Here is a 19,734-nt window from a genome sequence, read left to right as displayed (position 1 = left end):
TCATGAGGGCAGACATCTCAGGCACCCACCGGCGGCAATACGCGCAGATGCGCGGGGTCAAGCGCGATGGCGAACGACGCGGGCGTGCGGCTCTCGCCGAGCAACGGCGTCGTTGCGCCTTCGGGCAGGAAATCGAATCGGCAGGTGGCACCGAAGAAGCGCACCGCGCCGGGATGACCGCCGAGACGGTTGATGGTGCTCACTGGCGGATCGCACTGAATGTGTTCGGGGCGCACCAGCAGCGAGACAGTCGCCCCCGGCCGCCATGCACCGGTTTCCACGTGCAATTCGGCGAAGCCGGTATCGACCATGCCGGGGCGCGTCACTCGCGCAGGCAGCACCGTCGACAACCCGGTGAAGCTTGCGACGGTCGCACAGGCCGGGGCGTCGTACAGACGTTGCGGCGTGTCGATCTGCAACAGGCGGCCGTTATCGATGACGGCAACGCGATCCGCCATGCTCAGTGCCTCGTCGCGGTCGTGCGTGACGATCAGCGTGGTTGCGCCGCTAGCTTGTTGCAGCGCGCGGATTTCATCTCGCAGTTGCTGACGGATACCGGCGTCGAGCGCGGCGAGCGGTTCATCTAGCAGCAACACACGCGGCGAGATGGCGAGGGCGCGGGCAAGTGCCACGCGCTGTTGCTGACCGCCGGAAAGCGACGTGGGGCGTCGCGTTGCGAACTCGGCCAGCCCGACACGCGTGAGCATGTCGAGCGCTGCACGCTGACGTTCCGCAGCCTTGATTCCTTGCATCCGAAGCCCATAAGCGACGTTGTCGACGACACTCAAATGCGGGAACAGCGCGTACTGCTGGAACACCATGCCGACATGACGACGCCAGACCGGCACGCCGCCGACGTCTTCACCGCCAATGGCGATGCGTCCGCGATAACCGTCGAGCAGGCCTGCCACGAGGCGCAGCACGGTCGACTTGCCCGAGCCGCTGCGGCCCATCACGGCAAGCAATTCGCCCTGACGTGCTTGCAAGCTAACGTCGTCAAGGCCATTGGCCGCGCCTGCGTAGCGGAAGCTGACGTTTTCGAGAGTAAGACTCATGAACTGACCTTCTGGCGGGATGCAGCGACGATCGACATGCCGGTCGCGGCGAGCGCGAGCACGAGCAGCACGACGGTGGCGGCGCAGGCGAAGCCGGTCGCACCGTAGAACGCCTGAAGCAACACCACCGGATAGTTGCGATAGCGGAAACCCGCGATGAGATTGGAAATCTGGAATTCACCGATGGACAGCGCCGCGACCATCACCAACCCGGCGACCAGACTGTGCGTGAGATTCGGCACGGCAATCGTCAGAAATTGACGTAGCGGCGAAGCGCCCAGCGTGGCGGCGCAATCCTCAAGTTTGGCGATGTCGAGATGCCGAAGATCGGCGAGCAGCGTTTGCGTGAGATACGGCAGCGTAAGTACCGCGTGTGCCAGCACGAGCAGCCAGAGCGAGCCGAGCCAGGGCAACGTGTCGCCGCTGAAGACGGCGATGTAGCCGAAGCCGAGCGTGAGGGCAGGCACCGCTACGGGCAGCAATGTCACCAGACGGGCGATCGCCCCGCGGCCGCTGCGCGCGCGATGATGCAGCGAGTACGCCAGCGGGAGGCCGATCAGTGCCGTCATCGCACAGCAGCTCAGCGCGACGATGAGGCTCGTGGAGAAGGCACGGCGAAACGACGGGTCGCCCGCCAGATCGGTGAACCAGTGGCCTGTCACGCCCGTCGGCAATACGGTATTGGTCCACGTCTGGCCGAACGCGCCGATCAGCAGCAACAGCACCGGCAGGCAGAGGTAGAGCAGAAACAGCGCGGCGACGGCGCGCACGATCCAGACCAGCAGACCCGCCTGCGCACGCGGTGCGGCGTGCCCCACGGCCTCTGCGTCGGCAGGGGCTGGGTTGTGCCGGAGTGGCACAGTTTGGGCAAGGCGGTCGGCGTGGACGTCGGACATCGGGGAAACCTGAACGGCATACGGTGACAAATTCGCTTCGGTCGTCCGGAAGTCTTGCAATCCCTTACTGCAAAAGGGCAGGCGGGGAGACAGCCGGATCGACGTTGGGCGAGAGTTTCATGGTCTGAAATGTCATCGTCATGAAGAAAACACACGATTCGGGCATCGTTCTGTGCGAAAACGGAACAGTTGGCGCGTCATCGGCATCGATCGCGAACCGCTGTTTCTGACCGGAACCCAACGCCAGCCTGACATTCCCCGATGCGTCATTGCTATCCGAATATTGCTGAACTGCTCGCCTTCACCAGCGCGGCGAGGCACTTGAATTTTTCTCGTGCTGCCCGTGAACTGGGCCTGACGCCGAGCGCCGTGAGTCGGCAGATTGCGGCGCTGGAAACGCTCGTCGGCACGGCCTTGTTCGTGCGCGAGGGGCGTCATCTGGTGCTGACCGAGGCCGGGCGGCGCTATCACGACCGCGTCGCCGAGCCGTTGCGCGAGATCGGGAATGCGTCGCTGGAGTTGATGACGTCGCGTGGGGAAAGCGATCTGCTGACGATTGCCAGCGTGCCCACTTTCACCACCAAATGGTTGATCCCCCGGCTGCCCGACTTCCTGGCGAGCACGCCCGGCGTGACGCTCAGCTTCAGCCGGCACCTGGCTCACGGCGACGCTTTTCCGTTCACGTTGGACGCCGCCGTGCGTTATGGCGACGGCTCGTGGGAGGGCGTCGTGAGCGAGTATCTGGATGGACGCCGCTTCGTGCCGGTATGTGCGCCGTCGTTCGTTGCGCGTTATCCACTGGCCAGCGCAACGGATGTGGCTCGCGCTCCGAGGCTCGTGCACAATCAGGCGGAAGAAGTGTGGGGAACATGGGCGACGTGCCACGACGTCGCGCCGCATGCGCAGCGCCCGGGGCCTCGCTTCGAGCAGTACTCGGTGCTGCTACAGGCGGCGGAGGCGGGCATGGGCGTGGGATTGGTGCCGGCGTTTCTGGCGCGTGAGGCGATACAGGCTGGCCGCCTCGTCGTGCCGGTTGATGCTGGCGTGGATGTGCCGCGCCACGGGCATTACCTCTGCTACCCGAAGGAGCGTCTGCAACAACGCTCGGCGTTGCGGACCTTTCGCGAATGGATGCTCGCTCAGGCGTCGCAGGGGTAAGTTACCTATCAGGGAATTACGTAATGGTTTTGCGTCTCGTCAGGATGGTAGGAGTTACCGTCGCCATGTCGTTCACCATCGGTGCTTACGCCGCACAAACCGACTGTCCCGCGCCGCCACCGGGCAGCCCCGACATCCGGGCGATGGGCTACTACTCGGACGCCGCCAGTTCCGTCATCGATCCTCGGCTCAAGGCCGAAAGCGACGCAGCGGCCAAACCGCTGAACGACTTCGCGTCCCATGTCACGAAGTCGGCCGATACATACGCCCGAACCGCCGACGCGACGGCCGCACGCTGTGCGCTGACGTGGCTCGAAGCGTGGGCCAGCAGCGGGGCGATGCTCGGGCGTATGGTGCACGTGAACAACGACCAGTCGGACTACATGCGTCAGTGGATTCATGGCGCGCTTGCGCTGGCTTATCTGCGCACGCAAGCGGCGGCCACACCGCAGCAGCGCGCGTCCATCGAGCCGTGGTTGCGCCAGCTGTCGGCTGCGAATCTGGCGTACTGGGACAACCCGAAGCACAAGCGCAACAATCACTATTACTGGACCGGGATCGGCATTATGGCGACGGCTGTCGCCGTGCGCGACGATGCGCTGCTCAAGACCGCTCAGGGCATCTTTCGCACCGGCGTCGATGCCATCGAGCCCGATGGCAGTCTGCCGATGGAGATGGCGCGCAAGCGTCGCGCGCTGCATTACCACGACTACGCGACGGCACCGCTCGTGCTGATGGCCGAGCTGGCGCGACTTCGTGGCGAAGACTGGTATGCGTACCGTCAGGGGGCACTGGAACGCCTCGCCGCACGGGTGGCAGACGGCTACCGTGATCCCGCGTGGTTCAACGCGCAATCCGGCTCGGTACAGGAGACGGCCAGCCCCAAGGCGTCCAGCGGTTGGGTCGAGTTCTATCGGCTGCGCTCGCCCGATCCGGGCCGCTTCCAGGCGATGCATGATGCCGGGCCATTCCGGGATCCGCGAATGGGCGGCAATCTGACGTTCATGGCCACGAACGGCATCGTGCCGTCGGCGAACTGATCGACGGCGTTGGCCGGTCATCCGTCGAGCGTTGCACGGGACGCAATCAGATCGTAAAGCGCTTGTGCGGCGGGTGAGAGGCGTGCGCCTCGCCGCGTCACGAGCACCAGCGTTCGCGCAATGACCGGTTCGACCAGATTGACCACGCGAATGTCCGGGTACGCGCCCTTTTGCAACGCGAGACGCGGCACCACCGCCGCCGCCACACCTTCCGCGACCATGCCCACCGCCGTCGAACTGCGCTGCACCTCGAAGTGCGGCTGCAAGTCGACGTCGCCCAGCGCGCCATCGAGCAATGCCCGGTTGGCGCTGACCTGACCCGCGAAGATCAGCGGGTAGGGCGACAAGCTGCGCCACGGTACGCGACGTCGCCGGGCGAGCGGGTGCGACGAATGACAGATCAGCACGAACTGATCCTGAGCGACAGGCAGGCCCACGAGATCCGCATGACGTGACCCGGCGATGTGAATGCCGAACTCGGCTTCGCGACGCAGGACGGCGTCCGTCACGGCAGACGACGAATGATCCAACACGCGCACGCGGTTGTGCGGGAACTGCTGCGCGTACGTCTGAAGAATGTTCGGCAGGAACTGCACCCCCGCTGTCGGCACACAGGCGATGGAGACGTCGCCACGCGCGGCTTGTCCGCTTTCGCGAATTTCGGTGATCGCATCGGACAGCTCGTCGAGCAAACGCCGCGCCTGCGGCAGGAAGTCGCGCCCGATCTGCGTGAGCGACACAGAACGCGTGGTTCGTTCGAACAACGTGACCCCCAGATAGTCTTCGAGCTTGCGCAAGCGCTGGGTGATCGCCGTTTGTGTGACGGAGAGCGCATCGGCGGCGCTCTGGAATCCGCCACGGTCTGCAATGGCGACAAATGCCTGCACGCCGAGAATGTCGATTTTCATCAGAAATATTGAGTAATCGGACAGATAAATTCATTTTACCGCCATTGAGACCGACGCCAGAATGCGTCCTGCGATCGCACCCATCCACCCCACAAAACCTTCCAAGAAGGAGTGATCGATGTCTCAATTCCTCTCTCCGGAGGCGCTCGCACGCCTCTATGCCGCCATGGCCGACAAGCTGGCTATCGTGCGCCGCCGTCTCGGTCATCCGCTGACACTCTCCGAGTCTGTGCTGCTCGGTCACCTCACGGACCCTGAGACGCAGCCGCTGGTGCCGGGCAAAAGCTATCTGGCGCTCGGCGTCGATCGCGTCATGTTTCAGGACGTGCTCGGGCAGACCGGCATGCTTCAGTTCATGCAGACGGGACGCGAGCGTGTCGCCGTGTCCGCGAGCATTCATTGCGATCACCTGATTCAGGCACGTGTCGAAGGGCGTGCCGATCTCAAGGCGTCGGTCGACGAAAACTATGAGGTCTACGCGTTCCTGCGCAGCGCGGCGGCGAAGTACGGTCTTGGCTTCTGGGAGCCGGGGGCGGGCATCATCCATCAGGTCGTGCTTGAGAACTATGCGTTTCCCGGTGCATTGATGATCGGCACCGATTCGCATACGCCGAACGCGGGCGGTCTCGGCGCGTGCGCTGTGGGCGTGGGCGGTGCAGATGCCGTCGAGGCACTGGCCGGACTGCCATGGGAGGTGCTGTATCCGAAGCGCATCGCTGTGTACCTGACGGGCTCGCTCGGCGGCTGGACGGCACCGAAAGACGTGATCCTGCGCGTCGCGGGTGAGCTGACGGTATCGGGCGGTACCAACGCCATCGTCGAGTACATCGGCCCCGGCGCACGCACGATCAGCGCGACCGGCAAAGCGACCATCACGAACATGGGCGCAGAGTTGGGGGCTACGACGTCGATGTTCCCCGCCGACGCGCGCATGCTCGACTACCTGCGTGCGAGCGGGCGTGCCGATCTGGTGCCGGTGATCGAAGCCAATCTGGCGTTGCTCGCGCCCGACCCCGAAGTCGAGGCCGACCCGGAAGCGTTTTACGACCGGGTCATCCGCATCGATCTGTCGACGCTGGAGCCGCACGTCGTCGGCCCGCATTCACCGGATCGCGCCCGCACGGTGGCGCAGCTCGCAGCGCAAATGAAGACGGCCGCCGAGTCACACGGCTTTGACACGGGCGATGTGCAGACGGATGCCATTTCAGCAGCGCTCATCGGCAGTTGCACCAACTCGTCGTACGAAGACATGAGCCGCGCTGCGGACGTCGCCAGACAAGCGCAAGCTCACGGTCTCAAGGCGACGGTGCCGTTCATGGTCACACCGGGTTCCGAGCAGGTACGGGCGACGATTGAACGCGATGGGCAATTGACTGAGTTGTCGTCGATGGGGGGTACGGTGCTCGCGAATGCCTGCGGGCCGTGCATCGGGCAATGGCGTCGCGAGGCGGCTGCGGTGGCGTCGCCCAACACCATCGTTACGTCGTACAACCGCAACTTTCCGCGCCGCAACGATGGGTCTGCCAACACCGTCAATCTGATCGCCAGCCCCGAGATCGTCACGGCGTGGGCGCTGGCGGGACGAATTTCGTTCGATCCGCAGCGCGATACGCTGACCGCGCCAGATGGCACGGCGTTCCGGCTCACGCCGCCAGCCGTCGCGCCCGAGGTGCCGCCACTTGGCTTCACCCGTGGCGCGACGCATTACATCGCGCCGCCGGACGACGGCCGCGCTGTGACGATCAGTGTCGATCCCGCGAGCGAGCGCATTCAGGTGCTGCGCCCATGGCCCGCGTGGAACGGTAAAGATCCGAAGGGCATGCCGTTGCTCATCAAGACAAAGGGTAAGACCACGACGGATCACATCTCTCCGGCTGGGCCGTGGCTGAAACTGCGCGGGCATCTGGAACGCTTCAGCGATAACCTGCTGATCGGCGGCACGAACGCCTTCACCGGCGAGACGGGCACCACGACCGACTGGCTGAACGGCGAGGCGGGTGTCACGCCTGCGCAGGCAGCACGCGCCTATCGCGCGGCAGGTGTGCCGTGGGTCATCGTCGGCGACTTCAACTATGGCGAGGGCAGCAGTCGCGAGCACGCGGCGTTGTCGCCACGGCTGCTGGGAGGAATGGCGGTGATCGCGCGCAGCTTCGCGCGGATTCACGAGACGAATCTGAAGAAGCAGGGACTGCTCGCGCTGACATTCGCGAATGCCGACGACTACGAACGTGTTCGCGCCGACGACCGTATCGATCTCGTGGGTCTGACTGATCTCGCACCGGGCCGCGAAGTGCAGTGTGTGCTGCATCACGTCGACGGCACACAGGAAACGGTGGCGCTAAAGCACAGCTATAGCGATGTGCAACTGGCGTGGTTCAGGGCAGGGTCTGCACTCAACGTTGTGCCGAAGTCGGCGCACTAGTCGTCAGCGGACAGGCGGGACGACTGGGTCCATAAGGATTCAATCGTCCGGCTGCCTTGCGAGCGGGAATCTTGAGCGTTTGCACCAAGGTTTCGTTAGGAGAAGACGTCTCCTCTCGCAACCGGTACGCAAATACCGAAGGTAGGGGGTCGTAACGTAAAGTGATGTGCGCTATCGGTGCCAAAGTGGAATCTCCGCTCACCGATGGAGAACCATCATGATTAATTCGACAGTACCGTCAACAGGCATTCAACCGTTGGCCACCGTCTTGTCGGAAACGCCACCCCAAGTGCGAACCCTACATGGCATGGCCAATGATTTGCTCAAGGTCGTTAGAGTGAACTACGGCGGCGGCGAGCATTACTACCCTCAATTCGCCTCCGCGCCCACTCAGTCCAACTACGCGCCTCAATTCGCCCCGGGGCACGGTTACGGTAACCCTCCAGACTACTCGTACAGTCCCCAATATCCCTCGTACAATCCGTCTTACACCCCGGACTATTCGTATCCCTCCGAGATCGTCCCAGACTACTCGTACACCCCTCAGTACCCCTCGTACCAGGCCCCCTGGTACGACGCCCCCGCATACAACGCCGGTGGCGGCGGACCAACCTACGTGCCTGCGTACCCATTCGCACCGACGCCTGACGACCCCACGATCGTCCCCGGTTCTCGCTCGCGCACCCCTAACGATGCGCTTCGCCCTAATGACGGTGGCAAGCCGGGGGGCGAAGGTGCCGCTGGACGTGCAGGTGATGCCGTGGCGCTGACGCCCCGACCGTTTGGCGGCAATCTGCCGGACGTTAGAAGATGGTCGGGAGTCGTCACGAGCCGCGACCCAAGGACCGTAAGTGCGAACCTACAGGTCTCGGTTCGAGGAACGGCCGCGATTGCGTTCCAGGTAAGCTCCGAGGGAGCCAGTCGGTTCAGGGCACATGAAACCGCGTATTGGAATGCGATTGCTGCCCGAAATAACGTGCGGACGTGAGCCAGCACAAGCCGTCTATCCGCGTGGCTTGTGTCCGAGTTACTGTGGCGCCGATATCGTCGAACGCGCAGAGACTCACACCTCTGCGCGTTCGGAGACTTGCCGTCCGAGGCCTTGTTCACAGGTCTCGGACGCATCTTTTACCGCGACGCGCTCTGACGCGTCGCCTGTCCCTTCGTATCAAGCACGGCGTTGAACGACGTGTCGACGATCTTGCTCACATCGAAGCGGTTCGGCAGCGCGCCGGTTTGCGTCAGGAAATCGCTCGTGCCCTGATAGTCGGCGACGGCTTGCTTGTCGACGGACTCGACCGTCATGCCCGCCTGACCGATCCAGTGTCGAGCGACGTCGCGATCCAACCCGGCTTTCTTCGCCCATTGGTCGGCATAGACCTCCTTGTGGCTCTCCACCCACGCACGCGCCTTTTGCAGACGTGCGAGGAAGTCGGCAATCGCCGCGTGCTTCGCGCTGACCGATGGTGCGTACGCGGCCACGCTGCTCAATCCCGGCATCAGATTGCGTGCAGTGATGATCGGACGTGCACCGTTATGCACGACCTGCTGCGAGATGTACGGCTCCCAGACGGGGAACGCATCGATGGCACCGTTGGGGAGTGCGACGGCGGCGTCGACCGGCATCAGTTTGACGAACTGCACGTAATCGGTCGGCAGTCCGGCTTTCTCCAGCGCCCGCAGTGTCAGTTGCTGACTCCATGCGCCGGGCCAGTAGGCGACCTTTTTGCCTTTGAGGTCCTGAATCGACTTGACGGGCGAATCCTTCGGCACGAGGAGCGCAATCGTGTCGGGGTTCTGACGCGAGACAGCGATCAGCTTGACCGGTGCGCCTTTGGCGGCGAGGAACAGGAAGCCCGAATCGCCGAGGAAGCCGAGGTCCAGTGCCCCGGCGTTAAGACCTTCGGCCACCGGTGCAGCCGACTGGAAGTGTTTCCATTCGACCTGATAGTTCGCCCCTTCGAGGGCACCTGAAGCCTCCATCGAGGCCCGCACGTTGTAGTAGTTCTGATCCCCGACGCGCAGCGTGACGCCTTGGGCATTCGCCACGCCAGCGTGCATGACGCCAAGCGCCGTGAAGGCAGAAAGGGAAAGAGCGGGAACGGCAAAGCGGGCGCGACGAATCCAGCGCAGCAACATCATGACACCTATGAAAAGCGAGAAAAAAGAAGACGAAGCAGAAAAATCCTGGCGCAACTCACGCCGCCTGAGGCGTGCGCTGCCGGTCGAGTTCGGCGGTATGACGGCGGATAGCGGGAATCAGCGATTCGCCGTAACGGATCGTGTCGCCGAGCGGGTCGAAGCCGCGAATCAGGAAGGTGTCGACGCCAAGCGCGTAATAGCGCCCCAGCGACTGCGCGACCTGTTCTGCGGTGCCGACGAGCGCCGTCGAGTTCCAGCGTGCGCCGGTGGCTTTGGCGACCCCCATCCACAGCCGTTCGTCGACGACGTCGCCACGCTGAGCGGCGGCGAGCAAACGCTGTGAGCCAACGTTCTCCGGCGCTTCGGCGCGAAGTCCGAGGCTTGCACGCGTTGCCTTGACCTGACGCAGCACGTCATCGGCGCGCGCCCATGCCTGCGCTTCGGTGTCGGCGACGATGGGGCGGAACGAGATCGAGAAGCGGGGTTTGCGGCCGTAGCGCTTCGCGGCGGTGCGTACGCGATTGACCAGTGCCTCGACGGCGTCCAGCGGCTCGCCCCACAGCATGTACGTATCGGCGTGACGGGCGGCGACGTCGATGGCGGCGTCGGACGCGCCGCTGAAGTAAATGGGGATGTGCGGTTTCTGCCACGTTTGCACGGCGGGCGACGCCTGCTCGAAGCGATAGTGCTCGCCGTCGAAGTCGACCGGAGCGTCGGCGGTCCAGATGCGCTTGAGGGCGTCGAGGTATTCGTCGGTGCGGGTGTAGCGCGCGTCGTGATCGAGGAAGTCGCCGTCGCGGCGCAGGTCGGCGTCGTTGCCGCCGGAGACGACATTGAGTGCAACCCTTCCGCGCGAGAACTGGTCGAGTGTTGCGAGTTGACGGGCGGCGAGCGGGGCAGCGATAACGCCGGGACGGTACGCGAGCAGAATGCCCAGCCGTTGCGTCGCGGCGGCGACATGACTACTGACGAGGCTGCCTTCCGGGCCGTTCGAGAAATAGCCGATGAGCGCGCGGTCGAAACCGGCCGTCTCATGCGCCTGCGCCATGCGCGTGATGAACGTGGGGTCGACAGCCGCGCCCGTGGGTTGATCGACTTCGGACCCCGGCGCGGCCGTGATCATCCCGATAATTTCTACGCTCATGAGTGCACTCCAATACAGGCAAAGCGCGAGCGTAGCGGGCGCGTGGCCCGCCGTGAACGAAGGAAATCGGGATACGTTATGCCGCGCGGCGGCATAAGCATCGTTAGCGCGTGACGCGAGGCTTACCAGCCATGCAGACGCGGCCACGTTGCCACGTCGCGATCCGGATCGATGGCGTGGTACTCGGGAAACTGCGCGCCCGTCGCGCATGCGTGATTCGGCAGAATGCGCAGCAGGGTGCCGATGGGAAAGCGCGCCACGATGTCCGGATCGGCAACGCCTTCACGCGACAGAACACCGTGTTCCTGATTCGCGCCGCTCAGCACATAACCCTCCACGAGGCTTCCGTCGATGCGGCAAACCTGCCCGTAGCCGAAGTCGCGCTTCTGCTTTTGCGTACCACGGTCGCGGCTCATCGCCATCCAGCCCGCGTCGACGATGGCCCAACCTTTGTCTGCCTGATGGCCGATCACCGTCGTGAGTACGCTTAGCGCCAACTCGTCGGTCGTGCATACGCCGACGTTATGCATCACCAGATCGAAAAACACATACACACCGGCGCGGACTTCCGTCACGCCTTCGAGATGTTCGGCGGCGAGCGCCGTGGGCGTCGAGCCGATGCTCACGATCGGGCACGGCAGACCGGCGTCGCGCAGACGCGTCGCGGCCAGCACGCAGCCCGCGCGCTCCTGTTCGGCAATGGCGGCGAGTGCTTCGAGCGTGTCGAAGTCATAGCTGGAGCCTGCGTGCGTCATGACGCCACCAAGCGTCGCGCCACCTTCATGCAGCACTCGCGCGACGTCGAGTAAAACCGCTTCGTCTGGACGGATGCCCGAGCGGTGTCCGTCCGTGTCGATCTCGATCCACACCTCGAACGTCTCGCCGTACTCCGCCCCGAAGGCGACGATGGCCTGCGCGGACGCCACGCTGTCCGTGATGATCTTCAGATCGCAACCCCGGCGACGCAACGCCAACGCTGCGGGCAGCTTGCTCGCCACCATGCCCACGGCGTAGAGGATGTCGGTCACGCCGTCGTCGAAGAAGCGCGCAGCTTCCTTCAACGTGGACACCGTGATGCCCGATGCGCCTGCGTCGATCTGTGCTTGCGCGACCTCCACACATTTGCTGGTTTTAACGTGCGGGCGGAACCGCACGCCGAGGGCATCCATGCGCGACTGCATGCGACGGATGTTGTGCTGCATACGCGGCACGTCGATAACGGCGGCGGGCGTTTCCAGCGTCTGCAACGACGCGAGCGGGACGTTGTGGATCGTAGTCATGGCGGTGAATCTCAGGCGGTGGCGTTGAAGTGGCGAAGCCAGTCGAGCGCAGGCGCAAGCGTGGGCGCTTCGCTGTCGGGGGCGGGCGCGCCGTCGGGACGCGACAGGCCAACGCGGTTATGCCAGAAGGTGCGCATCCCGACTGCCGATGTGCCGAAGAGGTCGTAGCCGGAACCGGCGACGAAGGCTGCCTCGTGGGCGTCGACGCCGAGTTTGTCGAGCGCCATTCGATACGGGCGCGGGTCCGGCTTATAGAACCCGGCTTCCTCCGACGTCACCACGACATCCCAGTCGATGCCGAGCAATCCGGCAGCCTGATGTCCGAGCGTCTTCGAACAATTCGTGACGACGGCCAGTTTGCAGTGCGGACGAAGTGCCTGGAGCAATTCGCGTGCACCGTCCCAGGCGGGGAGCGTCAGCCATTCGGCTTCAAGCGCTTGCGGTGCCGATGGTGGCAGGCCGACGTGCGCCGCCGCTTCGCGCACCAGTTGTTCGTAGCTGACATAAGCGCCGCAACCGTAAGTGCGCCGCAGATACTCTGCGCGCCACGTCCGGCCCGCCGTTTCGCTGCCGGCGGCGCGATTCCATACGGTCCACGAGTCGAGCAGCGCCGTCAAAAGATCGAAGAGTACGGCGCGCGGCCAGCCGGTTTCGCGGGCGGGGGATGTATCGGACATGACAGCCTCTTTCGTTGTGATTTTGCGTGAGATGACTGGACGCAGTGTAGGAAGGATAGGGCGTGTCGTGGTTAAATTACGGCACATCAAACATTAAGCTCAGGTGAATGATCCAGATCGAAGACCTGCGTCTGATCGAGGCGCTGTCGCAGTCGGCATCGCTGAGTGCGGCGGCGCGCATGCTCAACGTGACACCGCCCGCGTTGTCCGCTCGTCTGCGCAAACTCGAAGCGACGCTGGGACTGGCGTTGGCGACACGCACCTCGCGCCAGCTTAGCCTGACGGCCGAAGGCGAGCGTCTGGCCCGCGAAGGCTCGGCGTTGCTCGCGCAACTGGACGCGCTGCCGGAATCATTCCGACGGGAAGACAAGCGTCTCACGGGCACGCTGCGAATCTCGGCCCCGTTCGGCTACGGACGGCATCACGTCGCCCCGGTGCTCGCGCGCTTCGGGCTGTTGCATCCGGATCTGAAGCTGCAACTGGAGCTGCGCGAGACGCCGTGGCCGGACAAACACGATTCCGATGCCGTCATTCATGTGGGCGCGGTGCGCGATTCGTCGTGGATAGCGCGACCGCTCGCGCCGAACGACCGCTGGCTGTGTGCGAGTCCCGCTTATCTGCAAAAACACGGTACGCCGACGGAGCCGCACGCGTTACTGCAACATCGCTGCATCTGTATTCGGGAGAACGACGAGGACGCTTCGTTGTGGCGGTTCCGACGTCGGACGGCGACAGCTTCCAAAGGCGTGCCTTCGACGTCGCGACGTGCCCCGGCGCGCGACAGTGTGCGCGTGGTGCCCGCCTATACGACCAACGATGGCAGTGTCGCACGGGAGTGGGCGGAGCAGGGGCTGGGGCTGGTGCTGCGTTCCGAGTGGGACACGCGCGACGCTGTGGCCGCGGGGCGTCTCGTGCGCGTGCTCGCAGACTGGGACTTCGACAGCGCGCCCGTCACGCTGCTCGTGCCGACGCGTCGCGGGCGCACCGCGCGTCTGCAAGCGTTGATGGCGTTTCTCGAGGAGGCTTTGGCGACGTCGGCATCCGCACGCCGGCCTTTACGCGCTTTACGCGCTTTACGCGCAGCACGCCCGGTACGCCCGGTACGCCCAGAACGCGCGGGTCGCTGAAGCCCTCAGGCCGGTTGATGCGCGAGTCGGGCGCTGACGGTGCGCGCCCGGTTGGCCAGCACGCTGCACAGCACGAGCAGGATCGCCGTCATGAAGAACACCGCCGGCAGTCCGAACATCACGGCGATCTGACCGCCGATGATCGGACCGATGACCTGCCCGCTGAACTGCGCCGATTGCAGATACCCAAGCAGTTTGCCGGTACTGCGCTCGTCCACGGCGTGACGCGCGAGCTTCCCGATGGCGGGGAGCAGGCCGGCCAACGTCATCCCCATCAGCACGCGCAGCGCAGCCAACTGCCACCATTCGGTGACGAACGCCTGCGGAATCATCACCAGCGCCGTTGCGATCAGACACCCTACAATCACGCGCCAGCTGCCGACGCGATCCGCGAGCGCGCCCAGCTTCGCGGCCGTAAGCATGCTGCCCAGCGCCGAGCTGGCCATCACCACACCGGCCACACGCGTCAGATGTGCACCGTCTACGCCCAACTGACCGATGTAGACGGTGATGATCGGCTCGATGGACATGTTGGCGAGCAGCACCATCATGCCGGTGAACAGGATGGCGGCGATGATGCCCACGCGCGCGCGAGGCATGGGCGCGGTCGTGCCCGGTGCCGCTTTGCGTTTGCTGTCACGGGTGCGGTCGAAGTCTTCGCGCACGCCGAAGATGGTGAGCAGCGCCGTGATCGAGATCATGCCTGCACAGGCGAAGAACGTGCCGCGAATGCCGAGTAAAGGCGGCAACAAACCGCCGATCAGCGGACCTGTCAGGTTCCCCGCAAGTGCGCCGGTCGAGAGCACGCCAAGCGCCCAGCCGGCGCGATCACGTGGCGCTTGTGTGCCGATCATCACGGTAGACGCCGACGCGTAACCGCCGATGAGTCCCGTCAACAAACGCAATGCGACGAGTTGATAAACGTTGTGCGCAATGCCGATGAGCGACGTCACGATCACCATGCCGACGGCGGCCCGAATCAGCATCGGCCGACGCCCGAAGCGGTCGGCGAGATGCCCCCAGATCGGCGCGGTCACGGCGGTGCCGAGAAACGTCGCACTGAACGCCACGCCGGACCACTGAATCACCGCGGACTCCGGCGCGACGCCGAGTTGCTTGACGTACAGCGGCAGGAACGGCAGCAACATGCTGAGTCCGGCCAGCGTCGTGAACGAGCCGAAGACACAGATAGCGAGATTTCGTTGCCAGTAAGGATGGTTGCGTTCGGTGTAACTGGCGACAGCGGGACTGGATTCGGACGGGGGATTCACAAAAACCTCTGAATTTCGCGATGCGTATGCGGCACGGGCATCGACATCCTCATGTCGGCAAGCAAGGCGAAAACGCCCTGACGACGGTGATGTGCCGAGTCTATTCCGGGCGAGGACGCTCGGCTACGGCTGCGACGCGTACGTCACTCTTACGCGGCGCGGATGAATGTGCAAGCGTCTCCATCAAATAATCGACGAAAACCCGCGCGCGGGATGGCAGCGTCTTGCTGTGTGGGTACATCAGACTCACCGGGCGAGAACGTCCTGCGTAATCGGCCAGGACCTCGACCAGTTGACCCGACGCGAGATCCGCTTCGACGATGAAGCGGTAGGTCTGGAAAATACCGCCGCCGGCTCGGGCGAGCGTCACACCGGCAAGCACATCGTCTGCACACCGAAAGTTGCCGTGCGCGTGGTACTCGATGTCGTTGCCTGCGTCGCGAAATAGCCACGGGATCGGGCGTCCCGTACTCGGTAAGTCGAATTCGATGCATTCGTGGGCGGCAAGATCGTCCGGCGTCCCTGGCGTGCCGGCGCGCTTGAGATAGTCGGGATGCGCGACGACGACCAGTGCAGCGTCTTCGAGATGCCGCGCCACCATCAGCGACTCGGGTTGTGCCCGGAAGCGAACCGCGAAGTCGAAGCGCTCTTCGTGCAGGTCGATGTTCTGGTTGCTGACCTGAATGTCGAGCTTGATGAGCGGGAAACGGGCGCGGAATTCAGGCAGCACCGGCAGCAACCGATAGTGTCCGTAGGTCGTGGGCACGCTGATGCGCAGCGTGCCGGACGGCTGCGACTGTGTGCCCGAGACCCGTCGTTCGGCTTCGGCCAGCAGGCTTAGCGCGGTCCGACACTCCTCGAAATACGCGCTGCCGCCTTCCGTCAGGCGAATGCTGCGTGTCGAGCGCACGAACAGGCGCACGCCCAGTCGTTGCTCCAGCCGCGCGACCGACCGGCTGACGGCAGCGGGCGTCACGCCCGCCTGATTGGCGGCCGCCGTAAAGCTGCCAGCCTCCGCCGCCAGACAAAACAGCTCGATGCTGCCAAGCAGCACATCGTCGAATTGACGTTGCATGTTCGCGATTCATTACACGATGTAAAAAGACAAGTGTAATCGCATGCGTTTTTCGCGTCTTCAATCATGAATAGAGTGTGTTCAACCGGCGGGGCGGACGGATTGGCCGACGCCCCGGCAGGCGAAATGACATCCAGGACACACATCATGAGCAAGTCGGAACATACGGTCATCATCACGGGCGCCACGAGCGGCATTGGCCTCGGACTGGCACAGGCATTCTTGCGCGACGGATACAACGTCGTGGGCACCGGGCGCAGCGCGGCCCGTCTCGAACAGACGGCGGCCCTGCTGAACGCTGGCGAACGTTTCCTGCCGGTCGCAGGCGACGTTGCCGATCTGTCTTCCGCCACCGCAGCCTTCGCGAAGGCCATCGAAACGTTCGGTCACGTCGACGTGCTGATCAACAATGCGGGCATCTTCGCGGCAAAGCCGTTCGTCGACTTCACGCCGGAGGAGATCGAGGTGCAGATCGCCACCAACCTGAAGGGCACGCTGTACTTCTCGCAAGCGGCCGCACGGCACATGAGCGAGCGCGGCAACGGACGGATCGTGAACGTGACGGCATCGATCGCCCTTCAGGCGCATTCGGGCGTGCCCGCATTGCTGGCTGCGGTGCTCAAGGGCGGGATGAATCAGGCGACCAAGGCGCTGGCGCTGGAGCTGGCACCGTTCGGCGTCACCGTCAACGCGGTAGCGCCGGGCGTGGTGAACACGCCGATGCATGCGCCCGAAACACACGACGCGCTGGGCAAGATGCATCCCCTTGGCCGTATCGCGGAGGTCGAGGATGTCGCGCGCGCGGTACGGTATTTCGTGGAGAGCGATTACGTGACCGGCACGATTGCGCCGGTGGATGGCGGTTACGCCGCCGGTCGCTGATTGCTGATCGCTGGTTAATTTCTGCGACGACCGGGCACTCGCCATCGGCCGCTCGTCCAACTCACCCAACATCCAAAGGAATCAATCATGCCGTTCGTCAGCATTCGCATTACCCGCGAGGGCAACACCGTCGAGCAGAAGGCACAGGTCATTCGTGAAGTCACCGATACGCTGCAACGTGTCTTGGGCAAAGAGCCCCATCTCACGCACATCGTGATCGAGGAAGTCGATGCCGATAACTGGGGCTACGCGGGCCAGACGACTACCGAGTTCCGGCGTCAGTCTGCCCAGAGCAAGGTCTGACGTCCGCGTGTTTTCTGATGGCACGCCGCCGTCATGCGTTGTGACGGCGGCGTGCTGTCGTTCTGACGTTGTCAGAACGGCTTCGACATCGCCAGATAGAACGTGCGGCGCGGCCCGAACTGCGGTGCACCGACACCGATGCCGGTGCCGTCACGCAATTCGTAGACGCGGTCGAAGACGTTCAGCACCGACAGCTTCGCGTCGAAGCGGCCGACCCCTGGCAAGTTGAACTTCTCGCCGACACCGAGGTTGACCTGAAGGTACGCAGGCAGGTGCTCGCTGTTGACGAACCCGCTGCGCAGCCCCGAGCCGAACAGCGCATCGGCCGACAACAGCGTTCTGCCCCATTGATACGACACACCGGCCGACCCCGTCACCTGCTGGTCGTGATCCAGATGCACCCAGTGATTCGCGATGTAGGCCAGTTCGTCGGCACCGAAGTTGAATTGTCCGGTCTCGATGCCTTGTCCCATTGCCCGCGAAACCGCCACGTTGAGATACGCACCGACGTTGCCCTGACGATAGTTGACGGTGCCTTCCACGCCGTAAATGCGGCCTTTCTCGTAGTTGAACGTCGAATAGATGAGCGCATTGCCGAACTGACCTTCGTCTTGCAGATGGTTCACGCGACGATAGTAGGCGTCGAGCCCGACGGTAATGGCCGAGGTCAGTTGATGCGAGACACCCAGATCGAAGTAGTCGGAGCGCTCGGCACGCACGGCGGTGTTCGCGTCGGAGGGCAGGGCGTTGGTCGTGTTGAGGAATTTCGCGACCGACGTCGTATCGATCTTCTCGGTGGCCGGCGGCGTGAAGTAGCGCGAATAGCCGGCATGCAGACGCGTGCGGCTCGTCAGGTCGTATGTCAGCCCCAGACGCGGTGACAACTGCCCCTCATTCGTGACGGTATTCACGTGATCGTAGCGAGCGCCATAGTTGACCGTCAGACGATCGGTCGCCTTCCATTCGTCTTGCAGATACAGTCCATACGTGGTGCCCCGGTCGTTGGCGTTGTCCACGATGGTCAGCGGCGTGCCGCTCGTCTGCTGACCGTTATCGTCGGCCGGGAAGACGTTCGAGGTGTTGTCGACGCTGAAATGCTCCTGCTGCACGAACAGTCCGAAACGCAACGTGTGACGGTCGGTGAGCTTGTAGCTGCTATCGGCCTGCACGCCATACGCTTCATTGCGGCGCGTGATGTTCGACGCCACGCCGTTGTAGGCGAGATCGCCAAGCGGGTCCGGCGTGTAATCGACGCGGCTGGTGCGATGGAACAGCGAAATCTGGGTGTCGAGCTTTGGCGAGAGGTGGCTTTGCCATGACAGCACCTGGAAGTCGGTGAGTTCGCGTTGGTGCGCGTTGAGGTTCGACGAATCGGGAATCGTGCCGTTGTCCAGCGTGAACTGCGGGGCGACGCCGGGCAAGTTCGGAATCTGGAAGCGGTTGTTTGCGGTGCCGAACATGAACGACACGCGGTTATCCGGGTTCAGCAGGTACGACACCATGCCGAATGCGTTCGTCTGATTCGTATGGTCGTGAATCGCGTTGCGGTCGCCCGTCGGATTCTCGATTCCCATGTCGTTGGCCGAGACACGCGCGCTGAAGTAATAGCTGAGCGCCCCTTTGGTGCCGTACAACTGGGTGTTGACTTCGCGGTCGGCATGGCTGCCGAACACCACGCCGACTTCGCCGCCGAAGGCCTTGGGGGGCTCCCCGGTGTCGGCGGTGCCATCGGCGAGACCGGGCGAGCCTTTGGTGTGAATGTCGACGATGCCCGCCGTGCGATAGCCGAACTGTGCGGGCAGCGCGCCGGTGATCAGATTGATTTGCGATGCGATGCGCGCGTCGATGGCCTGACCGAATCCGCTGATCGATTCGGGAATGATCACGCCGTCGATGCGGTATTGCAGGTTCGCGTGATCGCCACGCACGTGCAGTTGGCCGTATGAGTCCTGCACCACGCCCGGCGCTTGCAGGAGCACCTGATTGAGCGGTGTGTTCACGCCGAGCGGCAGCGTCTGGATATCCGTCTGGTCAAAGTTGTAGACGGAGCTGCCGGTGTCGGGGGAGAGCGCGTTGCGTGCGGCGTCGAGCCGCTTGGCCGAGACGGTTGTGCCGGAGAGCGCGATGTTGCCGTCGCCCGCATTAGCCGTATTAGCCGCATTAGCCGTCGATTGGGCATGCGCGTTGACGGCGAAGGCGGACGCCGCCGCTACCGCGAGGGCACGACGGGTGAAGCGGGTGAACTGTGGGAAATGCTGGGAATGCTGGAAATGCGTAAGACGAACGAACGGAATCCATCGGGCAGACATGCCGGACCTCAGTGTGCTTGACGTGTGGACGCCGCGCAGCCGGTG

The 19,734-nt window shown here is 63.9% G+C and carries 16 protein-coding genes; 6 read left to right on the top strand and 10 right to left on the bottom strand.

What is annotated here, in order from left to right; genetic code table 11:
* Positions 1 to 17: 17 nt before the first annotated feature.
* Positions 18 to 1,055 carry an ABC transporter ATP-binding protein gene (locus tag PAQ31011_RS01835; RefSeq protein WP_150574215.1) on the bottom strand — a complete coding sequence of 346 codons (1,038 nt, stop codon included), beginning with the start codon at positions 1,053 to 1,055 and terminating at the stop codon, positions 18 to 20.
* A complete protein-coding gene (locus PAQ31011_RS01830) occupies positions 1,052 to 1,951 on the bottom strand; it encodes an ABC transporter permease (RefSeq protein ID WP_150574214.1) in 900 nt (299 codons plus the stop codon). The genes PAQ31011_RS01835 and PAQ31011_RS01830 overlap by 4 nt, the downstream gene beginning before the upstream one ends.
* Positions 1,952 to 2,212: 261 nt before the next feature.
* On the opposite strand from PAQ31011_RS01830, the gene PAQ31011_RS01825 reads away from it, so the two are divergent.
* Together PAQ31011_RS01825 and PAQ31011_RS01820 are read left to right on the top strand one after the other, a co-directional pair.
* On the top strand, positions 2,213 to 3,109 hold the full coding sequence (locus tag PAQ31011_RS01825; RefSeq protein WP_150574213.1) for a LysR substrate-binding domain-containing protein: 897 nt from the start codon (positions 2,213 to 2,215) through the stop codon (positions 3,107 to 3,109).
* A 65-nt stretch (positions 3,110 to 3,174) separates the two neighbouring features.
* The gene (locus PAQ31011_RS01820) at positions 3,175 to 4,149 is read left to right on the top strand and encodes an alginate lyase family protein (RefSeq protein ID WP_246179288.1); all 975 of its coding nucleotides are present in this window, start codon (positions 3,175 to 3,177) and stop codon (positions 4,147 to 4,149) included.
* 17 nt (positions 4,150 to 4,166) lie between these two features.
* Here the strand turns inward: PAQ31011_RS01820 and PAQ31011_RS01815 are convergent, their stop codons facing one another.
* Positions 4,167 to 5,057 carry a LysR family transcriptional regulator gene (locus PAQ31011_RS01815; RefSeq protein ID WP_150574211.1) on the bottom strand — a complete coding sequence of 297 codons (891 nt, stop codon included), beginning with the start codon at positions 5,055 to 5,057 and terminating at the stop codon, positions 4,167 to 4,169.
* A 118-nt stretch (positions 5,058 to 5,175) separates the two neighbouring features.
* On the opposite strand from PAQ31011_RS01815, the gene PAQ31011_RS01810 reads away from it, so the two are divergent.
* A complete protein-coding gene (locus PAQ31011_RS01810) occupies positions 5,176 to 7,479 on the top strand; it encodes an aconitate hydratase (RefSeq protein ID WP_150574210.1) in 2,304 nt (767 codons plus the stop codon).
* Between the two features lie 1,128 nt (positions 7,480 to 8,607).
* On the opposite strand, the gene PAQ31011_RS01805 is transcribed toward PAQ31011_RS01810, so the two are convergent.
* The 4 genes from PAQ31011_RS01805 to PAQ31011_RS01790 form a co-directional block, all read right to left on the bottom strand.
* Entirely contained in the window at positions 8,608 to 9,621 is a 1,014-nt protein-coding gene (locus PAQ31011_RS01805; protein ID WP_246179287.1) for an ABC transporter substrate-binding protein, read from the bottom strand.
* Between the two features lie 55 nt (positions 9,622 to 9,676).
* A complete protein-coding gene (locus tag PAQ31011_RS01800) occupies positions 9,677 to 10,765 on the bottom strand; it encodes an LLM class flavin-dependent oxidoreductase (protein ID WP_217424827.1) in 1,089 nt (362 codons plus the stop codon).
* A 122-nt stretch (positions 10,766 to 10,887) separates the two neighbouring features.
* A complete protein-coding gene (locus tag PAQ31011_RS01795; protein WP_150574209.1) occupies positions 10,888 to 12,045 on the bottom strand; it encodes a DSD1 family PLP-dependent enzyme in 1,158 nt (385 codons plus the stop codon).
* Between the two features lie 11 nt (positions 12,046 to 12,056).
* Complete coding sequence (locus PAQ31011_RS01790) at positions 12,057 to 12,722, bottom strand: HAD family hydrolase (protein WP_150574208.1); 666 nt, start codon at positions 12,720 to 12,722, stop codon at positions 12,057 to 12,059.
* 107 nt (positions 12,723 to 12,829) lie between these two features.
* Here PAQ31011_RS01790 and PAQ31011_RS01785 point away from each other — a divergent pair, with 107 nt between their 5' ends.
* Complete coding sequence (locus PAQ31011_RS01785; protein ID WP_150574207.1) at positions 12,830 to 13,849, top strand: LysR family transcriptional regulator; 1,020 nt, start codon at positions 12,830 to 12,832, stop codon at positions 13,847 to 13,849.
* Between the two features lie 5 nt (positions 13,850 to 13,854).
* Here the strand turns inward: PAQ31011_RS01785 and PAQ31011_RS01780 are convergent, their stop codons facing one another.
* Both PAQ31011_RS01780 and PAQ31011_RS01775 read right to left on the bottom strand, forming a co-directional pair.
* A complete protein-coding gene (locus tag PAQ31011_RS01780) occupies positions 13,855 to 15,120 on the bottom strand; it encodes an MFS transporter (RefSeq protein WP_150574206.1) in 1,266 nt (421 codons plus the stop codon).
* 100 nt (positions 15,121 to 15,220) lie between these two features.
* A complete protein-coding gene (locus PAQ31011_RS01775) occupies positions 15,221 to 16,195 on the bottom strand; it encodes a LysR family transcriptional regulator (protein WP_150574205.1) in 975 nt (324 codons plus the stop codon).
* 147 nt (positions 16,196 to 16,342) lie between these two features.
* On the opposite strand from PAQ31011_RS01775, the gene PAQ31011_RS01770 reads away from it, so the two are divergent.
* Positions 16,343 to 17,077, top strand: coding sequence for an SDR family NAD(P)-dependent oxidoreductase (locus tag PAQ31011_RS01770; RefSeq protein WP_150574204.1), 735 nt, complete (start codon positions 16,343 to 16,345; stop codon positions 17,075 to 17,077).
* 87 nt (positions 17,078 to 17,164) lie between these two features.
* Positions 17,165 to 17,380, top strand: coding sequence for a tautomerase family protein (locus tag PAQ31011_RS01765; protein WP_150574203.1), 216 nt, complete (start codon positions 17,165 to 17,167; stop codon positions 17,378 to 17,380).
* Positions 17,381 to 17,451: 71 nt separating this feature from the next.
* Here the strand turns inward: PAQ31011_RS01765 and PAQ31011_RS01760 are convergent, their stop codons facing one another.
* On the bottom strand, positions 17,452 to 19,689 hold the full coding sequence (locus tag PAQ31011_RS01760; protein WP_174989870.1) for a TonB-dependent receptor: 2,238 nt from the start codon (positions 19,687 to 19,689) through the stop codon (positions 17,452 to 17,454).
* Positions 19,690 to 19,734: the final 45 nt, after the last annotated feature.

Origin of the sequence: Pandoraea aquatica, assembly GCF_902459565.1 — a bacterium.
Lineage (GTDB): Bacteria > Pseudomonadota > Gammaproteobacteria > Burkholderiales > Burkholderiaceae > Pandoraea > Pandoraea aquatica.
This window is presented reverse-complemented; position numbering and strand designations above follow the sequence as displayed.

What these genes read in the sequence shown, in the direction of transcription:
- PAQ31011_RS01835 (WP_150574215.1), bottom strand. Translation starts at nt 1,055, where the DNA reads ATGAGTCTTACTCTCGAAAACGTCAGCTTCCGCTACGCAGGCGCGGCC.
- PAQ31011_RS01830 (WP_150574214.1), bottom strand. Translation starts at nt 1,951, where the DNA reads ATGTCCGACGTCCACGCCGACCGCCTTGCCCAAACTGTGCCACTCCGG.
- PAQ31011_RS01825 (WP_150574213.1), top strand. Translation starts at nt 2,213, where the DNA reads ATGCGTCATTGCTATCCGAATATTGCTGAACTGCTCGCCTTCACCAGC.
- PAQ31011_RS01820 (WP_246179288.1), top strand. Translation starts at nt 3,175, where the DNA reads ATGTCGTTCACCATCGGTGCTTACGCCGCACAAACCGACTGTCCCGCG.
- PAQ31011_RS01815 (WP_150574211.1), bottom strand. Translation starts at nt 5,057, where the DNA reads ATGAAAATCGACATTCTCGGCGTGCAGGCATTTGTCGCCATTGCAGAC.
- PAQ31011_RS01810 (WP_150574210.1), top strand. Translation starts at nt 5,176, where the DNA reads ATGTCTCAATTCCTCTCTCCGGAGGCGCTCGCACGCCTCTATGCCGCC.
- PAQ31011_RS01805 (WP_246179287.1), bottom strand. Translation starts at nt 9,621, where the DNA reads ATGATGTTGCTGCGCTGGATTCGTCGCGCCCGCTTTGCCGTTCCCGCT.
- PAQ31011_RS01800 (WP_217424827.1), bottom strand. Translation starts at nt 10,765, where the DNA reads ATGAGCGTAGAAATTATCGGGATGATCACGGCCGCGCCGGGGTCCGAA.
- PAQ31011_RS01795 (WP_150574209.1), bottom strand. Translation starts at nt 12,045, where the DNA reads ATGACTACGATCCACAACGTCCCGCTCGCGTCGTTGCAGACGCTGGAA.
- PAQ31011_RS01790 (WP_150574208.1), bottom strand. Translation starts at nt 12,722, where the DNA reads ATGTCCGATACATCCCCCGCCCGCGAAACCGGCTGGCCGCGCGCCGTA.
- PAQ31011_RS01785 (WP_150574207.1), top strand. Translation starts at nt 12,830, where the DNA reads ATGATCCAGATCGAAGACCTGCGTCTGATCGAGGCGCTGTCGCAGTCG.
- PAQ31011_RS01775 (WP_150574205.1), bottom strand. Translation starts at nt 16,195, where the DNA reads ATGCAACGTCAATTCGACGATGTGCTGCTTGGCAGCATCGAGCTGTTT.
- PAQ31011_RS01770 (WP_150574204.1), top strand. Translation starts at nt 16,343, where the DNA reads ATGAGCAAGTCGGAACATACGGTCATCATCACGGGCGCCACGAGCGGC.
- PAQ31011_RS01765 (WP_150574203.1), top strand. Translation starts at nt 17,165, where the DNA reads ATGCCGTTCGTCAGCATTCGCATTACCCGCGAGGGCAACACCGTCGAG.
- PAQ31011_RS01760 (WP_174989870.1), bottom strand. Translation starts at nt 19,689, where the DNA reads ATGTCTGCCCGATGGATTCCGTTCGTTCGTCTTACGCATTTCCAGCAT.